This window comes from Pseudoalteromonas sp. Scap03, assembly GCF_013393115.1.
In the GTDB taxonomy this organism is placed as follows: Bacteria; Pseudomonadota; Gammaproteobacteria; order Enterobacterales; family Alteromonadaceae; genus Pseudoalteromonas.
The window spans coordinates 507,786-526,740 of sequence record NZ_VDEU01000001.1; the positions used below are offsets into that span (position 1 = coordinate 507,786).

General features: G+C 41.1%; 11 protein-coding genes and 3 rRNA genes. 3 read left to right on the top strand and 11 right to left on the bottom strand.

Annotation, left to right across the window (positions count from 1 at the left end; genetic code table 11):
- Nucleotides 1–483: 483 nt before the first annotated feature.
- The 5 genes from rrf to rph form a co-directional block, all read right to left on the bottom strand.
- Nucleotides 484–598 (bottom strand): 5S ribosomal RNA (gene rrf, locus FHG08_RS02290).
- 137 nt (nucleotides 599–735) lie between these two features.
- A 23S ribosomal RNA gene (locus tag FHG08_RS02295) occupies nucleotides 736–3,620 on the bottom strand.
- Between the two features lie 285 nt (nucleotides 3,621–3,905).
- A 16S ribosomal RNA gene (locus FHG08_RS02300) occupies nucleotides 3,906–5,441 on the bottom strand.
- The 16S, 23S and 5S rRNA genes sit together here, the layout of an rRNA operon.
- A gap of 874 nt (nucleotides 5,442–6,315) precedes the next feature.
- Nucleotides 6,316–6,960, bottom strand: coding sequence for an orotate phosphoribosyltransferase (pyrE, locus tag FHG08_RS02305; RefSeq protein WP_178956694.1), 645 nt, complete (start codon nucleotides 6,958–6,960; stop codon nucleotides 6,316–6,318).
- A 14-nt stretch (nucleotides 6,961–6,974) separates the two neighbouring features.
- Nucleotides 6,975–7,688: a ribonuclease PH gene (gene rph / locus FHG08_RS02310; RefSeq protein WP_178956695.1), complete on the bottom strand. Its 714-nt coding sequence runs from the start codon at nucleotides 7,686–7,688 to the stop codon at nucleotides 6,975–6,977.
- Between the two features lie 180 nt (nucleotides 7,689–7,868).
- Here rph and FHG08_RS02315 point away from each other — a divergent pair, with 180 nt between their 5' ends.
- The gene (locus tag FHG08_RS02315) at nucleotides 7,869–8,729 is read left to right on the top strand and encodes a YicC/YloC family endoribonuclease (protein ID WP_054202964.1); all 861 of its coding nucleotides are present in this window, start codon (nucleotides 7,869–7,871) and stop codon (nucleotides 8,727–8,729) included.
- A gap of 60 nt (nucleotides 8,730–8,789) precedes the next feature.
- Here FHG08_RS02315 and FHG08_RS02320 read toward each other — a convergent pair whose 3' ends face one another.
- Nucleotides 8,790–10,790, bottom strand: coding sequence for an ATP-binding protein (locus tag FHG08_RS02320; RefSeq protein ID WP_178956696.1), 2,001 nt, complete (start codon nucleotides 10,788–10,790; stop codon nucleotides 8,790–8,792).
- A gap of 168 nt (nucleotides 10,791–10,958) precedes the next feature.
- Here FHG08_RS02320 and yvcK point away from each other — a divergent pair, with 168 nt between their 5' ends.
- Entirely contained in the window at nucleotides 10,959–11,831 is an 873-nt protein-coding gene (gene yvcK / locus FHG08_RS02325) for a uridine diphosphate-N-acetylglucosamine-binding protein YvcK (RefSeq protein ID WP_178956697.1), read from the top strand.
- Here yvcK and FHG08_RS02330 read toward each other — a convergent pair.
- On the bottom strand, nucleotides 11,828–12,160 hold the full coding sequence (locus tag FHG08_RS02330; RefSeq protein ID WP_178956698.1) for an Hpt domain-containing protein: 333 nt from the start codon (nucleotides 12,158–12,160) through the stop codon (nucleotides 11,828–11,830). The genes yvcK and FHG08_RS02330 overlap by 4 nt on opposite strands.
- Before the next feature lie 21 nt (nucleotides 12,161–12,181).
- On the opposite strand from FHG08_RS02330, the gene FHG08_RS02335 reads away from it, so the two are divergent.
- The gene (locus FHG08_RS02335; protein WP_178956699.1) at nucleotides 12,182–13,201 is read left to right on the top strand and encodes a glycosyltransferase family 4 protein; all 1,020 of its coding nucleotides are present in this window, start codon (nucleotides 12,182–12,184) and stop codon (nucleotides 13,199–13,201) included.
- On the opposite strand, the gene FHG08_RS02340 is transcribed toward FHG08_RS02335, so the two are convergent.
- From FHG08_RS02340 to FHG08_RS02355, 4 genes are all read right to left on the bottom strand, one after another.
- Entirely contained in the window at nucleotides 13,196–14,602 is a 1,407-nt protein-coding gene (locus FHG08_RS02340) for a sigma-54 dependent transcriptional regulator (protein ID WP_178956700.1), read from the bottom strand. The genes FHG08_RS02335 and FHG08_RS02340 overlap by 6 nt on opposite strands.
- A gap of 97 nt (nucleotides 14,603–14,699) precedes the next feature.
- A complete protein-coding gene (locus tag FHG08_RS02345) occupies nucleotides 14,700–16,160 on the bottom strand; it encodes a SpoIIE family protein phosphatase (RefSeq protein ID WP_138606337.1) in 1,461 nt (486 codons plus the stop codon).
- A gap of 7 nt (nucleotides 16,161–16,167) precedes the next feature.
- A complete protein-coding gene (locus tag FHG08_RS02350; protein WP_178956701.1) occupies nucleotides 16,168–16,872 on the bottom strand; it encodes an AAA family ATPase in 705 nt (234 codons plus the stop codon).
- A complete protein-coding gene (locus FHG08_RS02355) occupies nucleotides 16,869–18,953 on the bottom strand; it encodes an SLBB domain-containing protein (protein ID WP_138606335.1) in 2,085 nt (694 codons plus the stop codon). The genes FHG08_RS02350 and FHG08_RS02355 overlap by 4 nt, the downstream gene beginning before the upstream one ends.
- Nucleotides 18,954–18,955: the final 2 nt, after the last annotated feature.

An 18,955-nucleotide genomic window follows, 5' to 3' on the forward strand; every position in this document is an offset into this window, starting at 1 on the left:
ATAAAGGCTCACCGAGAGCCTATTAAGCTTTAAAGTAGCAGTTACTAGTTTGTATATCTCAAATTAAATGCTATTAAACTATGTTACATTAGTACAGTTACGGGTTGTCATCAGCAATGAAACAATACTGTAGGGTGAATCTGTCCAATACCTCACTCTTTACCCTGTTAGAGCACATAAAACAACACTAGCTATTACTGGTAAACTCCTACGAACACAAGAAGGCTCAAGTCATTCGAGTCTTGCTTGCTTTTGGAGTGAGTGTGTTACCACGCAGTAGAATATCGTAGTGCCTAGAGCGCTAGAGAGCCACATAGCAAGGTACATTTAATGTTTTTAATGGGGTGTGCGTTGGCTCTGAGGTTAACGCAGTGCAACTGATAGCTGACGGCTGACGGCTGACGGCTGACGGCTAATACTTTCACTTTCCTGAAGACGTAAAAAAACCCGTCACATTTCTGTAACGGGTTTCTCTTATTTGGAGCCTGGTAATGACCTACTTTCACATAACAAATGCTACACTATCATCGGCGCTGTTTCGTTTCACTACTGAGTTCGGCATGGGGTCAGGTGGGTCCAAAACGCTATTGTCACCAAGCAAATTTGGTGTAAGTTCGTATTTAATCGAGCTTACTAAAATTTGGAATTCTGATAATAAAATGTCTTCAGTAATCTACTTTAGTCTATTAACTTCTTCGCTTGTTTCACTATCACATAAAACGCGTTTGGCGTTGTATGGTTAAGCCTCACGGGTAATTAGTACAAGTTAGCTTAATGGCTCACACCACTTCCACATCTTGCCTATCAACGTTGTAGTCTTCAACGGCCCTTCAGAGACTTTAAAAGTCTAGTGAGAACTCATCTCGAGGCCTGCTTCGCGCTTAGATGCTTTCAGCGCTTATCAGTTCCGAACGTAGCTACCGGGCAATGCCATTGGCATGACAACCCGAACACCAGCGGTTCGTTCACTCCGGTCCTCTCGTACTAGGAGCAACCCCTCTCAATTCTCAAACGCCCACGGCAGATAGGGACCGAACTGTCTCACGACGTTCTAAACCCAGCTCGCGTACCACTTTAAATGGCGAACAGCCATACCCTTGGGACCGACTTCAGCCCCAGGATGTGATGAGCCGACATCGAGGTGCCAAACACCGCCGTCGATATGAACTCTTGGGCGGTATCAGCCTGTTATCCCCGGAGTACCTTTTATCCGTTGAGCGATGGCCCTTCCATTCAGAACCACCGGATCACTATGACCTACTTTCGTACCTGCTCGACGTGTCTGTCTCGCAGTTAAGCTGGCTTCTACCATTACACTAACCGTACGATGTCCGACCGTACTTAGCCAACCTTCGTGCTCCTCCGTTACTCTTTGGGAGGAGACCGCCCCAGTCAAACTACCCACCAGGCACTGTCCGTAACCCCGATTCAGGGGCCAACGTTAGAACATCAAAACTACAAGGGTGGTATTTCAAGGACGACTCCACAAAAACTAGCGTCTCTGCTTCAAAGTCTCCCACCTATCCTACACATGTAGGTTCAATGTTCAGTGCCAAGCTGTAGTAAAGGTTCACGGGGTCTTTCCGTCTAGCCGCGGGTACACAGCATCTTCACTGCGATTTCAATTTCACTGAGTCTCGGGTGGAGACAGCGTGGCCATGGTTACACCATTCGTGCAGGTCGGAACTTACCCGACAAGGAATTTCGCTACCTTAGGACCGTTATAGTTACGGCCGCCGTTTACCGGGGCTTCGATCAAGAGCTTCTCCGAAGATAACCCCATCAATTAACCTTCCGGCACCGGGCAGGTGTCACACCGTATACGTCATCTTGCGATTTTGCACAGTGCTGTGTTTTTAATAAACAGTCCCAGCCACCTGGTCACTGCGGCTCCAATCAGCTTAGAGAGCAAGTCTCATCACCAATCGGAGCGTACCTTCTCCCGAAGTTACGGTACGATTTTGCCTAGTTCCTTCACCCGAGTTCTCTCAAGCGCCTTAGTATTCTCTACCTGACCACCTGTGTCGGTTTGGGGTACGATTCGGTATAATCTGAAGCTTAGAGGCTTTTCCTGGAAGTATGGCATCAGCAACTTCATCACCGTAGTGACTCGTCTCGTGTCTCAGCCTAACAGCAACCCGGATTTACCTAAGTCACTAGCCTACACACTTTCACATGGACTACCATCGCCATGCTTGCTTAGCCTGCTCCGTCCCCCCATCGCAATTATACCAAGTACGGAAATATTAATCCGTTTCCCATCGACTACGCCTTTCGGCCTCGCCTTAGGGGTCGACTTACCCTACCCTGATTAACATGGGATAGGAACCCTTGGTCTTCCGGCGTGCGGGTTTTTCACCCGCATTATCGTTACTCATGTCAGCATTCGCACTTCTGATACGTCCAGCATACCTCCCGGTACACCTTCAACCGCTTACAGAACGCTCCCCTACCACTCAGAATAAATTCTGAATCCGCAGCTTCGGTGCATAGTTTAGCCCCGTTACATCTTCCGCGCAGACCGACTCGACCAGTGAGCTATTACGCTTTCTTTAAAGGATGGCTGCTTCTAAGCCAACCTCCTGGCTGTCTGGGCCTTTCCACATCGTTTCCCACTTAACTATGACTTTGGGACCTTAGCTGGCGGTCTGGGTTGTTTCCCTCTTCACGACGGACGTTAGCACCCGCCGTGTGTCTCCCGGATATTACTTTACGGTATTCGGAGTTTGCAAAGGGTTGGTAAGTCGGGATGACCCCCTAGCCTTAACAGTGCTCTACCCCCGTAAGTATTCGTCCGAGGCTCTACCTAAATAGATTTCGGGGAGAACCAGCTATCTCCCGGTTTGATTAGCCTTTCACTCCTAACCACAGGTCATCCCCTAACTTTTCAACGTTAGTGGGTTCGGTCCTCCAGTTGATGTTACTCAACCTTCAACCTGCCCATGGCTAGATCACCGGGTTTCGGGTCTATACCTTGCAACTATTCGCCCAGTTAAGACTCGGTTTCCCTACGGCTACCCTAATCGGTTAACCTCGCTACAAAATATAAGTCGCTGACCCATTATACAAAAGGTACGCAGTCACCCTCGAGGGGCTCCTACTGCTTGTACGTACACGGTTTCAGGTTCTATTTCACTCCCCTCACAGGGGTTCTTTTCGCCTTTCCCTCACGGTACTGGTTCACTATCGGTCAGTTGGGAGTATTTAGCCTTAGATGATGGTCCACCTATATTCAGTCAAAGTTTCACGTGCTCCGACCTACTCGATTTCACTTAAAATGCGTTTTCATGTACGGGACTATCACCCTGTATCGTGGCACTTTCCAGAGCCTTCCATTAACACATAATAAGCTTAAGGGCTGTTCCGATTTCGCTCGCCGCTACTATCGGAATCTCGGTTGATTTCTTTTCCTACGGGTACTTAGATGTTTCAGTTCTCCGCGTTCGCCTCGTTAACCTATGTATTCAGTTAACGATACCTGCAAGCAGGTGGGTTTCCCCATTCGGAAATCCTAGTCTCAAGTGCTTTTTACTAGCTTGACTAGGCTTATCGCAAGTTAATACGTCCTTCATCGCCTCCAACTGCCAAGGCATCCACCGTGTACGCTTAGTCACTTAACCATACAACCCAAACGGGTCTTTGTTTTGTGACAGTTTAACTTCGCCAGAAGTTAATATTGAATACTAAAGTAGATACCAATTAATCCGAGGATTAAATGGCACTGAATGATACTGCTATCATTCTTTTTTACTTTTGAAAACTCTGTACAAATACAATGTATTCATACGAATTTTATTATCAGCTTTTCCAAATTTTTAAAGAGCATATTAATTAGTAAACTCAAAGAGCAAACTAACTAACAATCATCTGTGTGGACACTACGAACAAATAAGTTCTAAATCGTATAAGGAGGTGATCCAGCCCCAGGTTCCCCTAGGGCTACCTTGTTACGACTTCACCCCAGTCATGAATCACTCCGTGGTAAACGTCCTCCCGAGGGTTAGACTATCTACTTCTGGAGCAACCCACTCCCATGGTGTGACGGGCGGTGTGTACAAGGCCCGGGAACGTATTCACCGCGTCATTCTGATACGCGATTACTAGCGATTCCGACTTCATGGAGTCGAGTTGCAGACTCCAATCCGGACTACGACGCACTTTAAGTGATTCGCTTACTCTCGCGAGTTCGCAGCACTCTGTATGCGCCATTGTAGCACGTGTGTAGCCCTACACGTAAGGGCCATGATGACTTGACGTCGTCCCCACCTTCCTCCGGTTTATCACCGGCAGTCTCCTTAGAGTTCTCAGCATTACCTGCTAGCAACTAAGGATAGGGGTTGCGCTCGTTGCGGGACTTAACCCAACATCTCACAACACGAGCTGACGACAGCCATGCAGCACCTGTATCAGAGTTCCCGAAGGCACCAAACCATCTCTGGTAAGTTCTCTGTATGTCAAGTGTAGGTAAGGTTCTTCGCGTTGCATCGAATTAAACCACATGCTCCACCGCTTGTGCGGGCCCCCGTCAATTCATTTGAGTTTTAACCTTGCGGCCGTACTCCCCAGGCGGTCTACTTAATGCGTTAGCTTTGAAAAACAGAACCGAGGTTCCGAGCTTCTAGTAGACATCGTTTACGGCGTGGACTACCAGGGTATCTAATCCTGTTTGCTCCCCACGCTTTCGTACATGAGCGTCAGTGTTGACCCAGGTGGCTGCCTTCGCCATCGGTATTCCTTCAGATCTCTACGCATTTCACCGCTACACCTGAAATTCTACCACCCTCTATCACACTCTAGTTTGCCAGTTCGAAATGCAGTTCCCAGGTTGAGCCCGGGGCTTTCACATCTCGCTTAACAAACCGCCTGCGTACGCTTTACGCCCAGTAATTCCGATTAACGCTCGCACCCTCCGTATTACCGCGGCTGCTGGCACGGAGTTAGCCGGTGCTTCTTCTGTCAGTAACGTCACAGCTAGCAGGTATTAACTACTAACCTTTCCTCCTGACTGAAAGTGCTTTACAACCCGAAGGCCTTCTTCACACACGCGGCATGGCTGCATCAGGCTTGCGCCCATTGTGCAATATTCCCCACTGCTGCCTCCCGTAGGAGTCTGGGCCGTGTCTCAGTCCCAGTGTGGCTGATCATCCTCTCAAACCAGCTAGGGATCGTCGCCTTGGTGAGCCATTACCTCACCAACTAGCTAATCCCACTTGGGCCAATCTAAAGGCGAGAGCCGAAGCCCCCTTTGGTCCGTAGACATTATGCGGTATTAGCAGTCGTTTCCAACTGTTGTCCCCCACCTCAAGGCATGTTCCCAAGCATTACTCACCCGTCCGCCGCTCGTCAGCAAAGTAGCAAGCTACTTTCTGTTACCGCTCGACTTGCATGTGTTAGGCCTGCCGCCAGCGTTCAATCTGAGCCATGATCAAACTCTTCAATTAAAAAGTTTTATGTCTTTCGACAGCTCAATGAATTCTGAATTTATTTAATATCTTTCGATATTGAATTGACTGTGCTGCAATTCCTACCTAAGTAGTTATTGCTGTTGGTCACTCAGTTTCAATTGAGACTCTAAATTTGTTTGCCTCACTACCTAAGTAGCTTGGCTGTTAGAACTCAATCTGTACGAGTGCCCACACAGATGATTGCTTTATATTGTTAAAGAACGTTGCGATTAAAGCGTTAAACTTTATCTCGCTAGGGCTGCGCATATTACGCTTTCCTATTTTTTTGTCAACACTTAATTTTGTTAAACTTGAAAGTTTTCAAAACTAAGTTTTACTCGACTCACTTAGTAGCTCGTGCCTCGCTATGCGTTGCGTTCTGCCGTCTCAGTGGGGTCGCATTATAGGGAGATCCGAAAACAGATCAACCCCTTTTTGAAGAAAACTTGAAATAAATGACTGTTCGCTGGATATTTGAACGATAGGTGCTAAAAACACAACATAACTATCAATTTATTAACAATAAACGCGAAACTTAAGCTTTTAACCGTTATATCTACTTGAATAAGCTTTATTAAAACACTCGCAACTAAGATGATCATAATGATCACTAGCAATAATCTACCCGAATAGATCCCATATATAACAAAGTCTGGAAAATAAGACGCTGCAGCTAGCATACTGTTAATGTTACTACGGTGAATTGAAGTAGGTAAGAGTGATACCACAGTATTAATAAAATCACGGCTATTAATAGTGCCTACCTGAAGGTGGCTTTTGTTTATGTGTATTAGCAAAGCCTTAATATAAGTAGGAGTTACTGTTGCTCTATTTTAGGCAAAATAAAGCCCCGCATTTGCGAGGCTACTATTTATGCTACACCGTATTGATCCCGGTAAGCTTTTACCGCGGCTAAATGCTCATCCATAGTTCCTTGGAGCTCTAGGTAACTAATTAAATCAGCCAATTTAACGATAGAAGTAACTTGGGTATTAAAGTCACGTTCTACTTCTTGTATAGCAGAAAGCTTTGCTTTACCTTTTTCTTGACGATCAAGTGCAATTAAAACACCACTTAAATCTGCGCCATTATCCGCAATTATTTCCATTGACTCGCGAATAGCTGTACCGGCGGTGATCACATCATCAACTAACATGATCTTACCTTTAAGCTCAGATCCAACTAAGCTACCACCTTCACCGTGTGCTTTTTTCTCTTTACGGTTAAAACAATAAGGTACATCTTTATTATAATGATCAGCTAACGCAACTGCGGTTGTTGTTGCAATTGGAATACCTTTATAAGCAGGACCAAATAGTACATCATATTCAATTGCTGCATCTTCAAGTGCCGCTGCATAAAAGCGACCTAAGCGCGCTAAGTCACGACCTGTATTAAACAAGCCCGCATTAAAGAAGTAAGGGCTTGTACGGCCAGACTTTAAAGTAAACTCGCCAAACTTTAATACCTGCTTTTCTAAAGCAAACTCAATAAACTCTTTTTGATATTCTTTCATTGCCAGTTACCTATTTATGCTAGTGCTTGCTTTTGTACATCAATAATTTCACGAATTGAATGCTTAGCGAGTGAAAGTAGCTCATCAAGTTCGTCAAACGAGAAAGGTTCACCCTCAGCGGTTCCTTGTACCTCAATAATTTTACCGGTTTCAGTTAAAATTACATTCATGTCAGTTTCAGCGTCAGAATCTTCTAGGTATTCTAAATCGCTAATCGCTTGGCCTTTATATATACCAACAGAAATAGCAGCGATCATATGTTTAAGCGGGTTTGAGTTAATCATCCCTTTTGCACGCATATACGTTAGTGCATCAACTAGCGCAACGCATGCACCGCTGATAGACGCTGTACGTGTACCACCATCAGCTTGGATTACATCACAATCAATAGTAATTGTGTTTTCACCGAGTGCTTTTAGATCGATTGCTGCACGTAAAGAGCGAGCAATCAGACGCTGAATTTCCATTGTACGACCGCCCTGCTTACCTCGCGTTGCTTCACGACTATTACGTGTGTGTGTTGCGCGCGGTAACATGCCATATTCTGCGTTTACCCAACCTTTACCTTGGCCTTTCATAAAGCGTGGTACGCCAGCCTCAACTGTCGCAGTACAAAGTACCTTAGTGTTGCCAAACTCTACCAATACTGAACCTTCAGCATGCAAAGTGTAGTTACGTGTAAACGTAACCGGTCTAATTTGATTAGGTGTTCTTTCGCTTGGACGCATTGACGATCCCCTTAATTCTGAATTTGCCACATTATATGTTGATGTGAATACAGATGCCATGTTGATTTATATTAAAGTGTGTTTAAAAAACACTCAGCAGTGTTAAATTTTCTTTAGAGCTTGGGCAGTGTTACGGTATAATAATCGTAATATTGTATTTAAAAATGTAGGAAAACATCCATGATCCACAGTATGACAGCTTATGCGCGTCGCGAAATAAAAGGCGAATGGGGCACTGGCACGTGGGAAGTTCGCTCAGTGAACCAACGTTATCTTGAAACCTTTATTCGTGCACCAGAGCAATTTCGTGGCATGGAGCCCGTTATACGCGAGCGTCTGCGTAAGCACTTACAGCGTGGTAAGGTCGAAGTTTTCTTAAAATTTGTAGCAAACCCTGCACATGTTGGTGAATTATCAATTAATCAATCTCTTGCTGAGCAGCTAATTAATAGTGCTAAGTGGGTACAACAACAAAGCAATGGTGATATCAATCCTGTTGACATTTTGCGTTGGCCTGGCGTGATGGAAGCGCAAGAAATTGATATGGATAGTGTAAATACAGCACTCATTACTGGGCTTGACCAAGTAATTGAAGACTTTAAATCTGCACGTGGTGATGAAGGTGCAAACCTTGAAGAAATGATAACTACACGATTAACCGCCATTTTAGAGCAAGTTGATATTGTTGAAGCACACATGCCAGAAATTACTAAATGGCAACGTGAAAAGTTAGTACAAAAACTTGAAGATTTAACAACAAATATTGATGAGTCACGTCTTGAACAAGAACTGATTTATCTTGCACAAAAGCAAGATGTAGCAGAAGAACTTGATCGTTTAAAATCGCACGTTAAAGAAACACGTAAAATTTTGAGTAAAGGTGGTGCTTGTGGTCGTCGTTTAGATTTTATGATGCAAGAGTTTAACCGTGAAGCAAATACCCTAGCTTCTAAATCAATCAACAGCGACATCACCAATGCTGCAGTTGAGCTAAAAGTATTGATAGAGCAAATGCGTGAGCAAATTCAGAATATTGAATAACAAACTATAACGTTAGAAAAGGCCATGATTATTCCTAATTATGGCCTTTTTTATTCCTGTTTATAAAAGTGTGCTTAGAGAGGTTTTTAAGGTTTCAAACTTAATAGGCTTGGTAAGTACTTTATTAATACCGACCTTGAAGCACGATGCCTTGTCATCGGTTGAAGCATTGGCCGTTAGTGCAAAAATAGGAATATCACTTAACAGCTCATGGCGTATATGTTGCGTGGCGCTTAATCCATCCATGGTTGGCATCATGATATCCATTAAAATTAAATCGAAATGCTTGAGTTTCAAAAACTCAATTGCTTCTACTCCATCATTAGCAATCGTGACTTTGTGATTTAGCTTTTGTAAAAACGCCTTAATAAGTACTTGATTGGTTTTATTATCTTCAGCAACGAGAACTGATAGTACAGGCTGTTCTGATGAAAGCTCGGGTTTAGTTTCATCAATAATCGCTTCTTTAAATGGCAATAAAATAGTAAACGTACTACCTAGCCCTAACTGCGTTTCAACATTAATAGAGCCGCCCATAAGTTCAATTAGATTTTTTGAAATACTGAGGCCTAACCCTACTCCTTCATTTTTTCTGTTTATACCTTCGTTAACTTGTCGAAACGGCTGAAATATAAAGCTTAGATCTTTCTTTGCAATGCCTACCCCTGAATCTTCGATAGTAAATTTTAGTTTGTCATCTACAATATTTACACATAATGCAATATGTCCTGAGTGAGTAAACTTGAATGCGTTGCCAATGAGATTAAATAGTATCTGCCCCAGCCTAAATTCATCACCCATAATATAGGTAGGGATATCGTCATTAATCGAAACTGAAAAAATAATATCTTCACTGTCTTCAATAATATGCAATTGCCCAACAATATTCTCAATAAGCAGCTTTACATTTAGCGGTTTATTGGCGATTAATACAGTCCCTGATTCAATTTTTGAAAAATCTAATACGTCGGTAATTAATCCATAAAGAATATCAGCACTAGAGTTTGCATAATTCAGCCATTGGCGTTGCTCTTGAGTTAAATCGGTATCTATTAATAACTCTATCATCCCCATAATCGCATTCATGGGGGTCCTTATTTCATGCGACATGATGGTTAAAAATTTTGTTTTTGTTTTACTGGCTTCCTCAGCTTTAAGCTTTTCATTTTCAAGTGCAGTCTCTCGCTCTTTTGAGACTGTGATATCTTTGGCAATACCTAAATAGCCAATGAAATTTCCGTTTTCGTCAAATTGCGACTTACCATTAAGCGATACCCACAAAGGTGTCGATGCCTTAACCTCAAACTCAAAACCATTAAAATCCTCATGCTCAGCTATTAAAGCAGCAAAAGCTTGCCATTTTAGTGTATTTCTTTGCTCATTTTTAGTGCGCAAAGACTCTATGGTTTTATTAATAAATGTTTTCGCATAGGTATTATCTTCCCTTTCCAGATTGTTAACGCTGGTAAAAGTCATATCTGGCTCGGTTCGCCAAAACCACTCACTTGCTAATTCTTTAAATAAAGTAGAAAGCTGAGAAAATTTATCAAGTAGTAAAACAGATTGATGAGTTTGTTCATGTAGCTTATTTAATTGGAGAAAAGCGTGGAATACTTGCTGAAGAAATAAAATTATTGAGTGTGAAGCTAAAACATTATGGTTAATTTTGTTACTCACATGAGTGAAAATAAATAAGCATTGTTCTTTACCCGTATCAATCCCGATTAACAGCGCTGTATTTTTATTCTGATTATTTGCCTCTGCTGATAAAGTAACTAATTGTTCTGGCAATGGATTGCAACTAAATGAGTAACCTTTTTTTAAAGCCTGAATAAATGCAGCACATGGTGGCCAAGTTTTCTCATAAAAATCGATGTTAGTTGTGCCTATAGTTAAAAAATGATGATGTGTTTTTTTTAAAACAATGCAGTCTTGGTATTGAAGTAATGGCTGCAGTAAAGCTGACATAGTAGCTAAAATATCAATTTCATCATCACACTGATGCAATAACGCTAACTGCTTCTGTAGTTCCGTAAGCGTAATTAATTCATTACGTTGCATACTCATTCCCTCAGCTAAAATGCATCGCGTTTTGCAAAAAAATACCAAAATCGATGTTATGACTAATTAATATAGAACAAAATTTAATATAAATCATTGAGTTATTTTTATGGCAGGGTGGAATGATTTCTGCTTTATTAATATAAATAAATACATAAAGGCATAACCATGAAGATAGTATGTATTGGTGGTGGTCACGGATTAGCACAAGTGTTAAGTGCGATAAAACCCTTATGTAGTAACCTAACAGCAATTGTAGCAACTACCGATAATGGTGGTAGCACCGGTCGCATTAGAGCCGATCAAAATTGTATCGCTTTAGGTGACATAAGGCGCTGCTGTGTTCAACTTGCAGGTGAAAGCACGCAAGCCCAAGCTATGTATGAGCATAGGTTTATCCATGGCGATATGGCGGGTCATAGTTTAGGGAATTTAACACTATTGGGTTTAACCCAGCTAACACAGTCTCCCACTGAGGCTATTGCTGCTTTTAATCGTTTGCTTGGAAATAAAGAGACAGTTTTGCCTATGTCTGATCTACCTACAGATTTAGTAGCCGAGCTAAACAATGGTGAAAAAGTATTTGGTGAATGCGCGATTGATGCTCTAAATGAACTACCAAGTACAATCTACTTATCGAAAGCGGTGCCGCCAGCACCTGGTACTATTGAAGCTATTTTAGATGCCGATTTAATAATTATTGGTCCAGGTAGCATCATTACTAGCGTGATGCCTGCTTTTTTAATTACAGAAATCACTGAAGCAATAAAAAAAACCTCTGCGTGTAGAGTATTTATTGAAAACACAGCGCAAGAAAGCAGCGTGATGCAACATACAAAAATTGCCGGCATTGACTGGTTACAGAAGAAGCTCGCCACTAAAGTATACGATTTAAGTATTTCTCCTTCTGCCATTATTGAAATTTTACAACAGGGAGAGAAGTATAAGGAAACAGGCAAGCATTTACATAATATTAATGAACTAAAAAATGTATTTTCAGAGTTATTAAAAAGCTCTTTTAATACTGAAAAACACGCTTAATGATTTTGGGTAAGTTCTCTCATATGTTCGAAGGTTTTTTTACTTTGTGCATCAGCTAACTTTAAGAGGGTTACAACCTCAGTGTTTAAACCATTGACCTTAACTTGCTGCTCAATAAGCTGGCACGTTTGCGCTAATCTTGTTGCACCAAAACTATAACCGCTACTTTTTAAGCTATGAGCGCACAGTTCAATTTCTGCGGCATCGGTTGAGGAAAGCATTTGCGCCACTAACTTTTTAGACTCATCAACAAAAACGTTTATCAGTTCAATGGCTGTGCTATCACCAACATCATACTTTAGTTGTTCTATTACAGATGTATCTATCATAATTTTCTTTTGGAGCTCATTGTGAATAATCAGATTATATTGTTTGTAGACTCTTCAATGATTGGTGGTATTGAAACTCATATTATAGAGTTATACAAGCTGCTTAACAAAAACCAGCTTAGTTGCTCGGTTTTATTTTATAAGAATCATGGGAATAATGAATTTTATGAGTTACTTGATAAGCAAAGCATACCGTATGATTTTCTGCAAGGTACACTCATTAGTTTAATCAAGCGGTTTCGCAGTTACGATCGCAATACAGTTATTCACACCCATGGTTATAAAGCCGGTATTTTAGGGCGTTTGGTTTGTAAAATCACAAATAAGCATTGTGTTAGCACTTACCATGCAGGAGAGGCTGGTACAGGAAAAATGTGGCTGTATAACAAATTCGATTTATGGCTTAGTTGGTTATCAACTAACTTTGCAGTGTCTGAAAAAATTAGTAAAACAATTAAAAACGCCCAATTACTGGAAAACTTCATCGCAATAGCCGAACCTCCCAGCACTGGTTTTGCACAACCGTTACTTAGAGTCGGGTTTGTTGGGCGCTTATCTTATGAAAAAGGCCCTGATATATTTTATGAGTTAGCTGAAAGTATGCAGACTAATAAACAGGTACAGTTTCACCTTTTTGGGGATGGCCCGATGCGTGATCGTATTCCACAATTAGACAACCTTCATTACCATGGTTTAACACCCCGAGATGATATTTGGCAACATTTAGATGCCCTACTTATTTGTTCAAGAGAAGAAGGCCTGCCTATGACGCTTCTAGAAAGTATGGCGCATTATAAAATTGTTATCAGCAGCCCTGTGGGCGCTATTCCTAGCATTATAAACAATGGAATTAATGGCTTTTTAATGAAATCAGCAAATACACTAGAGTGCCAACAATCGATAGAAGCATTACTTGCCTTGCCGGCAATACAAAAAAGTGAAATGGCACACTCAGCATACACTATGCTTGAAGAGCGTTTTTCAGGTAGAAAACAATTTAACTTGCTGCAAAGTGCTTATACAGCAAAAACATTATTATAAATTTTCTTCCCACCCTTTAATTTTTCGGTACAGGGTTGAAGGGCTTACATCTAAAAGAGCGGCAGCTTTGGGAATATTAGTTGCGCATATTTTTATGACCCGCTCTATATATTCTTTTTCGGCGATCCACAAAGCCTTAACCTCACTTTCAACCTGCGGTAACTCTTCAAACTCTTGAACTGGTAACGATGTATGTTGCTCTTTAACCAGCCCCTCGTTACCTGACTCTTTTTGCGGGCTTTGTGGCAATGCTGGTAGCATAGATACATCAATCCACTCTTGTGGGTTAAGCACTAAAATATTACGGATCACATTTTCCAGCTGCCTAACATTACCAGGCCAATCGTATTGTGCTAAAAAGTGCTTCACATCATCGGTTATCCCTTTATAAGGATGTTGCTCTTCCTTGGCTATTTTAATAAATAGCGCTTGCGCTATTTCGATAATATCTCTGCCGCGCTCTCTAAGTGGCGGCAACTCAATAGGAATAACATGTAATCTGTAATACAAATCTTCTCTAAATCGACCTGCCTCAACCTCAGCAAGCGGGTTTCTATTGGTAGCACAAACAAACCTCACATCAACCTTAACTTGTTTTTCGCTACCGACTTGTTGATAAGTACCTGTTTGAATAAAACGAAGTAATTTACTTTGTAAATTAATATCCATTTCACATAACTCATCTAAAAACAATGTCCCCCCATCCGCCTGCCCTGCGGCACCCAAGCGGTTTGCAATTGCTCCAGTAAAAGCACCTTTTAAATGGCCAAATATTTCACTTTCAATCAAATCTTTGGGGATAGCAGCACAATTAAGTGCAACAAAGGGCTTGTCGGCACGATTAGAGGCTTGATGAACTGCTCGTGCACAAAGCTCTTTGCCAGTACCACTTTCACCGGTAATAAATACCGTGGCTTTACTCGCTGCAGCAGAGCTAATAACTTGATACACCGATTGCATTTGCTTGGAGCTACCAATCAAGTCAAAGTAACGACCGTTTTCATAAATATTTTTATACTTGGTAACCGTTTGTTTTAAATCTTTTATTTTGAGAGTGTTGTTAATGGTTATACGAAAACGTTCTGCCTCTACAGGCTTTTCTAAAAAATCACTAGCGCCTAACTTAATCGCTTGAATCGCCATTTCTTTGGTAGCATGCCCAGTTAATACAACAACTTGCGGAAAATTATCAGGTTCTAGCTGAGCAAGAATATCCAACCCGTTCATATCGGGTAACATCACATCGAGTACGATCAGATCGGGTTTTATTTTATTAATAATATCAAGAGCGGTTGCCCCATCATTTGCCACTAGTGTGTTTACACCTGTTGGTAAAAGATAAGACTGATACATCATAGCAAGCGACTGGGTGTCTTCTACAATCAGTATTGTTGGTGGCATAATCCCATTCCTTTTAGCGACTCGCTAAGAATTATTTAGAGAAAAAATATTAACTTATGGATATTAAGTTAACTATACATAGTTAATTAAATCAAATTCAATTAATGATTATTAATGAGGCATCATCCACTTCTTTAGAAAGCGCAACCTGAGAATTTTTCCATAACGAGTGTGCAAAATCCTCTGCTGAGGAGCTTTGCATAGGGATGATTTTTTTTAATTCGGTCATTTCGTCTTTATCGGTAAAGCGGTTATCCGTCCAACCATCAGTATAAAGTATAATATGTTCAACATTATCAAGCTTGGCTTCATATAAAGTATATTGATGATCATTAGACAGCCCAAGCAATGGTCCGGTACCATTTAGCTGAGATAGCTCACCATTTTTACTGATAATAACCGGTGCGGGATGACCAGCATTGAGCCAATACAACTTATTATTTTCTAAAAAACAAATCATTAAAGTGACTAAGCTTGATTTACATAATTGCTGTTTATAAAGCGCATTATTGAGCGCAACGAGCATTTCTTGATACGCTAACCCGGTCGCTAAAAAGCCACTTATAAAACCTTTTATAGCAAAGCTTTCTTTGAGCGCTTGTAAGCCATGACCCATCATATCACCGAGTATAAAAGCAGTACCTTCATCATTAATTGGCATAAAAAAGTCACCGCCATTACCCACACTAATAGAGCCAAAAATATGCGCTGTTTTACCATGCCCTAAAAGCACTTTAGAAGGTGTTAATCCGAATGTACTTTGATAGGACAAGTATGCAAATCGATGAGTTACTCGATCTATGCTTTGTAATAACTTATTTTTTTTAACTGGTTTTATTAAGTAATCATCAACCCCTAATCGATTAATTTTACTGATCACTTCTTCGCTATCATCGCCAGTTAACATCACCACCGATAACTGAGATTTTAAATTCGATTTATTAAGCTTTTCCAGTAATGGCTCACACGTTCCTTGTTTAAGTTTATGATCAAGTAACAATATACTAGCATCAGAGGTTAAAATAGCTTGCCAGCCAGCCTCTATGTTTTCACAGGTGACGACATTAAATTTATCTTTTAGGTAGGCGCTCATTAATGCTAATTGAGTGACATCATCGTCGACATAAATAATACTCGGTCGTTTATCAATGTTAGTTAAGGGAAAAGAAAAATAGTTTTTTCCTGCTCGCGTGTCGTAGGTGGCATCCGCAAAGTAATGGCGAATAAGTTCAACCCCCATCCCTCCTTCTACCAGCTCAGCCGATGCTAATGTCCATGAAGAGTTGTTTTGTTTAAATAAATTATAAGGCTTAAGTTCATCTATAAAAGTTAATTGGTAAGTATCATGATTTATTTGGTTAATACGCAACATTATAAGCTGCTCATCGCCCTCATTATGGCGAATTAAGTTAGTTAGGTATTCGGTTGCGACTAAGCCTGCTGCATCCGCTTCATCTCGGGTCACCGATAAAGCGCCCAGTACATGCTTAAGTACTTGGCGTATTTCAGTTAAGGTCGGCCATAATAATTCAAAACGCCGCTCAAATAATATATCCATAAAAGTCTCAGTAATGTTTAAACAACCACTTTTGTTTATTTATTTTGCTGGTTAAAAAAGCGCACAGCCTTGGCCATTTTGGAGAGTGTCGTTGGAAGAGCAGTAGCATGCGCTCCCCTAAAGGAGCAAAGCTATGTTGACTTACCAGTAACTTTATATTGCTATGACCCGCTTGCTTAAGTTCTGCCACGCCTTGACATAACGACTCTTCATTATTAATACCTAGCGCAATAGTAACCAAGGTCAGCTCGCTACATAAGCTTAAAGAATGCAGTGGTACATTATTACGATTTAACTTTAATGCTGGCGACATATCCAGCAACACATAATCATATTCTTGCTTTAAACGCAGTACCGCTTCATTTAAAACATGTTTGTTTTTTGCTGAATCAATTGACTCTAAATTGTGAATTGTAAGTACTTCAATACCTTGATAAGGCATAACACTGAGCTGACAGGAAATATCATCAAAACGCCACAACTTAGTCAATGTTGGCAGCTGTTTGTCTAAACGAAACGAACTAATAGGGTTAAGGTCGATAACGAGTACTGACTTATTTTGACTTTTTAAACGTTGAGCAACACTAATACAGGCTGTGGATGAACCTTCGCCACCGTACAAAGAAATAAACGTCACGCACCGTGCTTCATCATCAATCAAGGTGTTACAGATGGTTTCTAGTTCATGATACTGCCCAGGTATCAAGTTCATAAGCTTATCACCAAAGCAATTATGGTTATAAAGTCGAGGAAGTTATCTTTAAATTGACTAATTAGGTCTTGACCTTTATCAGGGACATATAGCGTATCTCCAGCTCTAAGTACCGGAATATTGGCCGAGTTTGGAGACTTTATAAATTCCTCAAGATTAAACACGCGAGATTGTTCTTTACAGCATGAATGGTTAACAACCACTATTTTGTCAATGAGAGCTGAACTTGACGGCCCTCCAGCTTCAGCAAGCACATCTAAAATAGACATCGTATCATCAAAGTTATATCGACCCGGCTTTTGCACTGCCCCCATAATACGAACAACTCGCTCTTTAGGGGTACGTAACCAATCTTTGTCTTTTTCTGGAATAAATATTGTGTCGCCGGGTGACACATGAGGAAATAACGTTTCATCACCAGTTTCAAAATACATCGCTAAATCAAGTTTGCTCACTCGAGCGCGATTACCATTACGGTGCGTAACTCTAATATTACGAATATCCGCACTACCATTAGGACCATCTGCTGCTGCCAAAATATCAATAAAATGCATATTGTCATTGAACGCATAGCGCCCAGGGGAACCTACTTGCCCCATGATATAAATAGACTTGCTCGATTCTTGACGTATCCATTGCGATTTATTGTCTCCGGGGTCTACTGGTAACTCCTCAACAATAATAGTATCGCCAGCAATTAAACTCGGCAGCGCAATTTCACCGTTAGTAATGGTGTATTTTTCTAGATCAAATCGTTGGGTGACATCGCCATTTCGCAAAATTTTAATATCGTTCACGTTAGCCCCTTTAGTAGGGCCACCAGCATGCGCTAACAGATCAGTAAAGTCCATTTCGTCACTCCACTCATAACGACCAGGAGATTGAATAGCACCTATAATCTTAATCGCTCGTTTTGTCGGAATTTTTAACCAACTTTTTTCATTAACATCTGTTTTTTCAGGAACAAATATTACATCACCGGGGTTTAAATCGGGCACTTTAGCGGTGGTTAATCCCTCACTATAACCCTGTAAATCAAAAAGTATGCTCTCTCCCGCAGGGGTTAATATTTTTATTTGGCGTGTTTCTGCAAAGCGAGTTGGGCCCCCTGCATTTGCTAAAATATCTAAAAAGTTAGTACTGTCAGCAGCCTCATAGGCCCCCGGCTTTTGTACCTCACCCATAATATAAACCGTGCGTGATGTAGTATTTACATCATCCACCATAATCGGCACATATATGGTTGACCCTGCTTTTAGTAGCGGCATGTTGCTATCGGTAGGTTTATCTAAATATGCTTTTAAATCAAAAATAACAGGAGCTTTATCAACGATCACTCTAATTTTAGTTACATCCGCATAGCGAGTAACCCCTTCCGCACGCATCAGTGCATCTAGAAGAGTCATATTTTCTTTAAACGAAAAACTACCAGGGTTATGCACTTCGCCAAGCATAGTAATGGCACTGTTGTCGCTTGCATCCCCTGTCGCACTAAGTGTTTGTGCATCAAAATCAATTTGCACGTTACCAAGGAGCGGAGAAACAGGCACAAACACAGTATCTTCACTTTTAAGCTTTGGTAATAAATTTATGTCGCCTGAGTCTAAATATGCTTTGTAATTAAATTCAATTACTTCATCTTTGCGTCTTATTTGTAAACGATCGAGCTGTGCGCCAGGTCTTAAACCATTAGCCTTAGCTATCACCATCTGAATATTGCCATCATCAGGAATACTCACCTGTGAGGGCGTGATCACATACCCTAAAACATTAATAAATATGTCTCTGCTTCTAAGCTCTACATAAAAGTCATTTATAGCAACAAACAACTCTGCAAGAATAGGTTTAAGTTCTGCCTCTATTTGCGTAACCGTTTTATTACCGACCTGAAATTGCCCCACCTCAGGTATGTTAATTTGACCTTTTTTATCGACCTCAAAAGTTGTTTCAAATTCAACTTCCCCTGGGACATATAAAAACAGCTTGTTACCTGCTTGCACTATAGGCTCATCGGCTTTTTCAGCAAACGCAGAGCTTGATACTAAAAAGAAAAAAACGAAGACAGCAAAAATAAATCTCATAC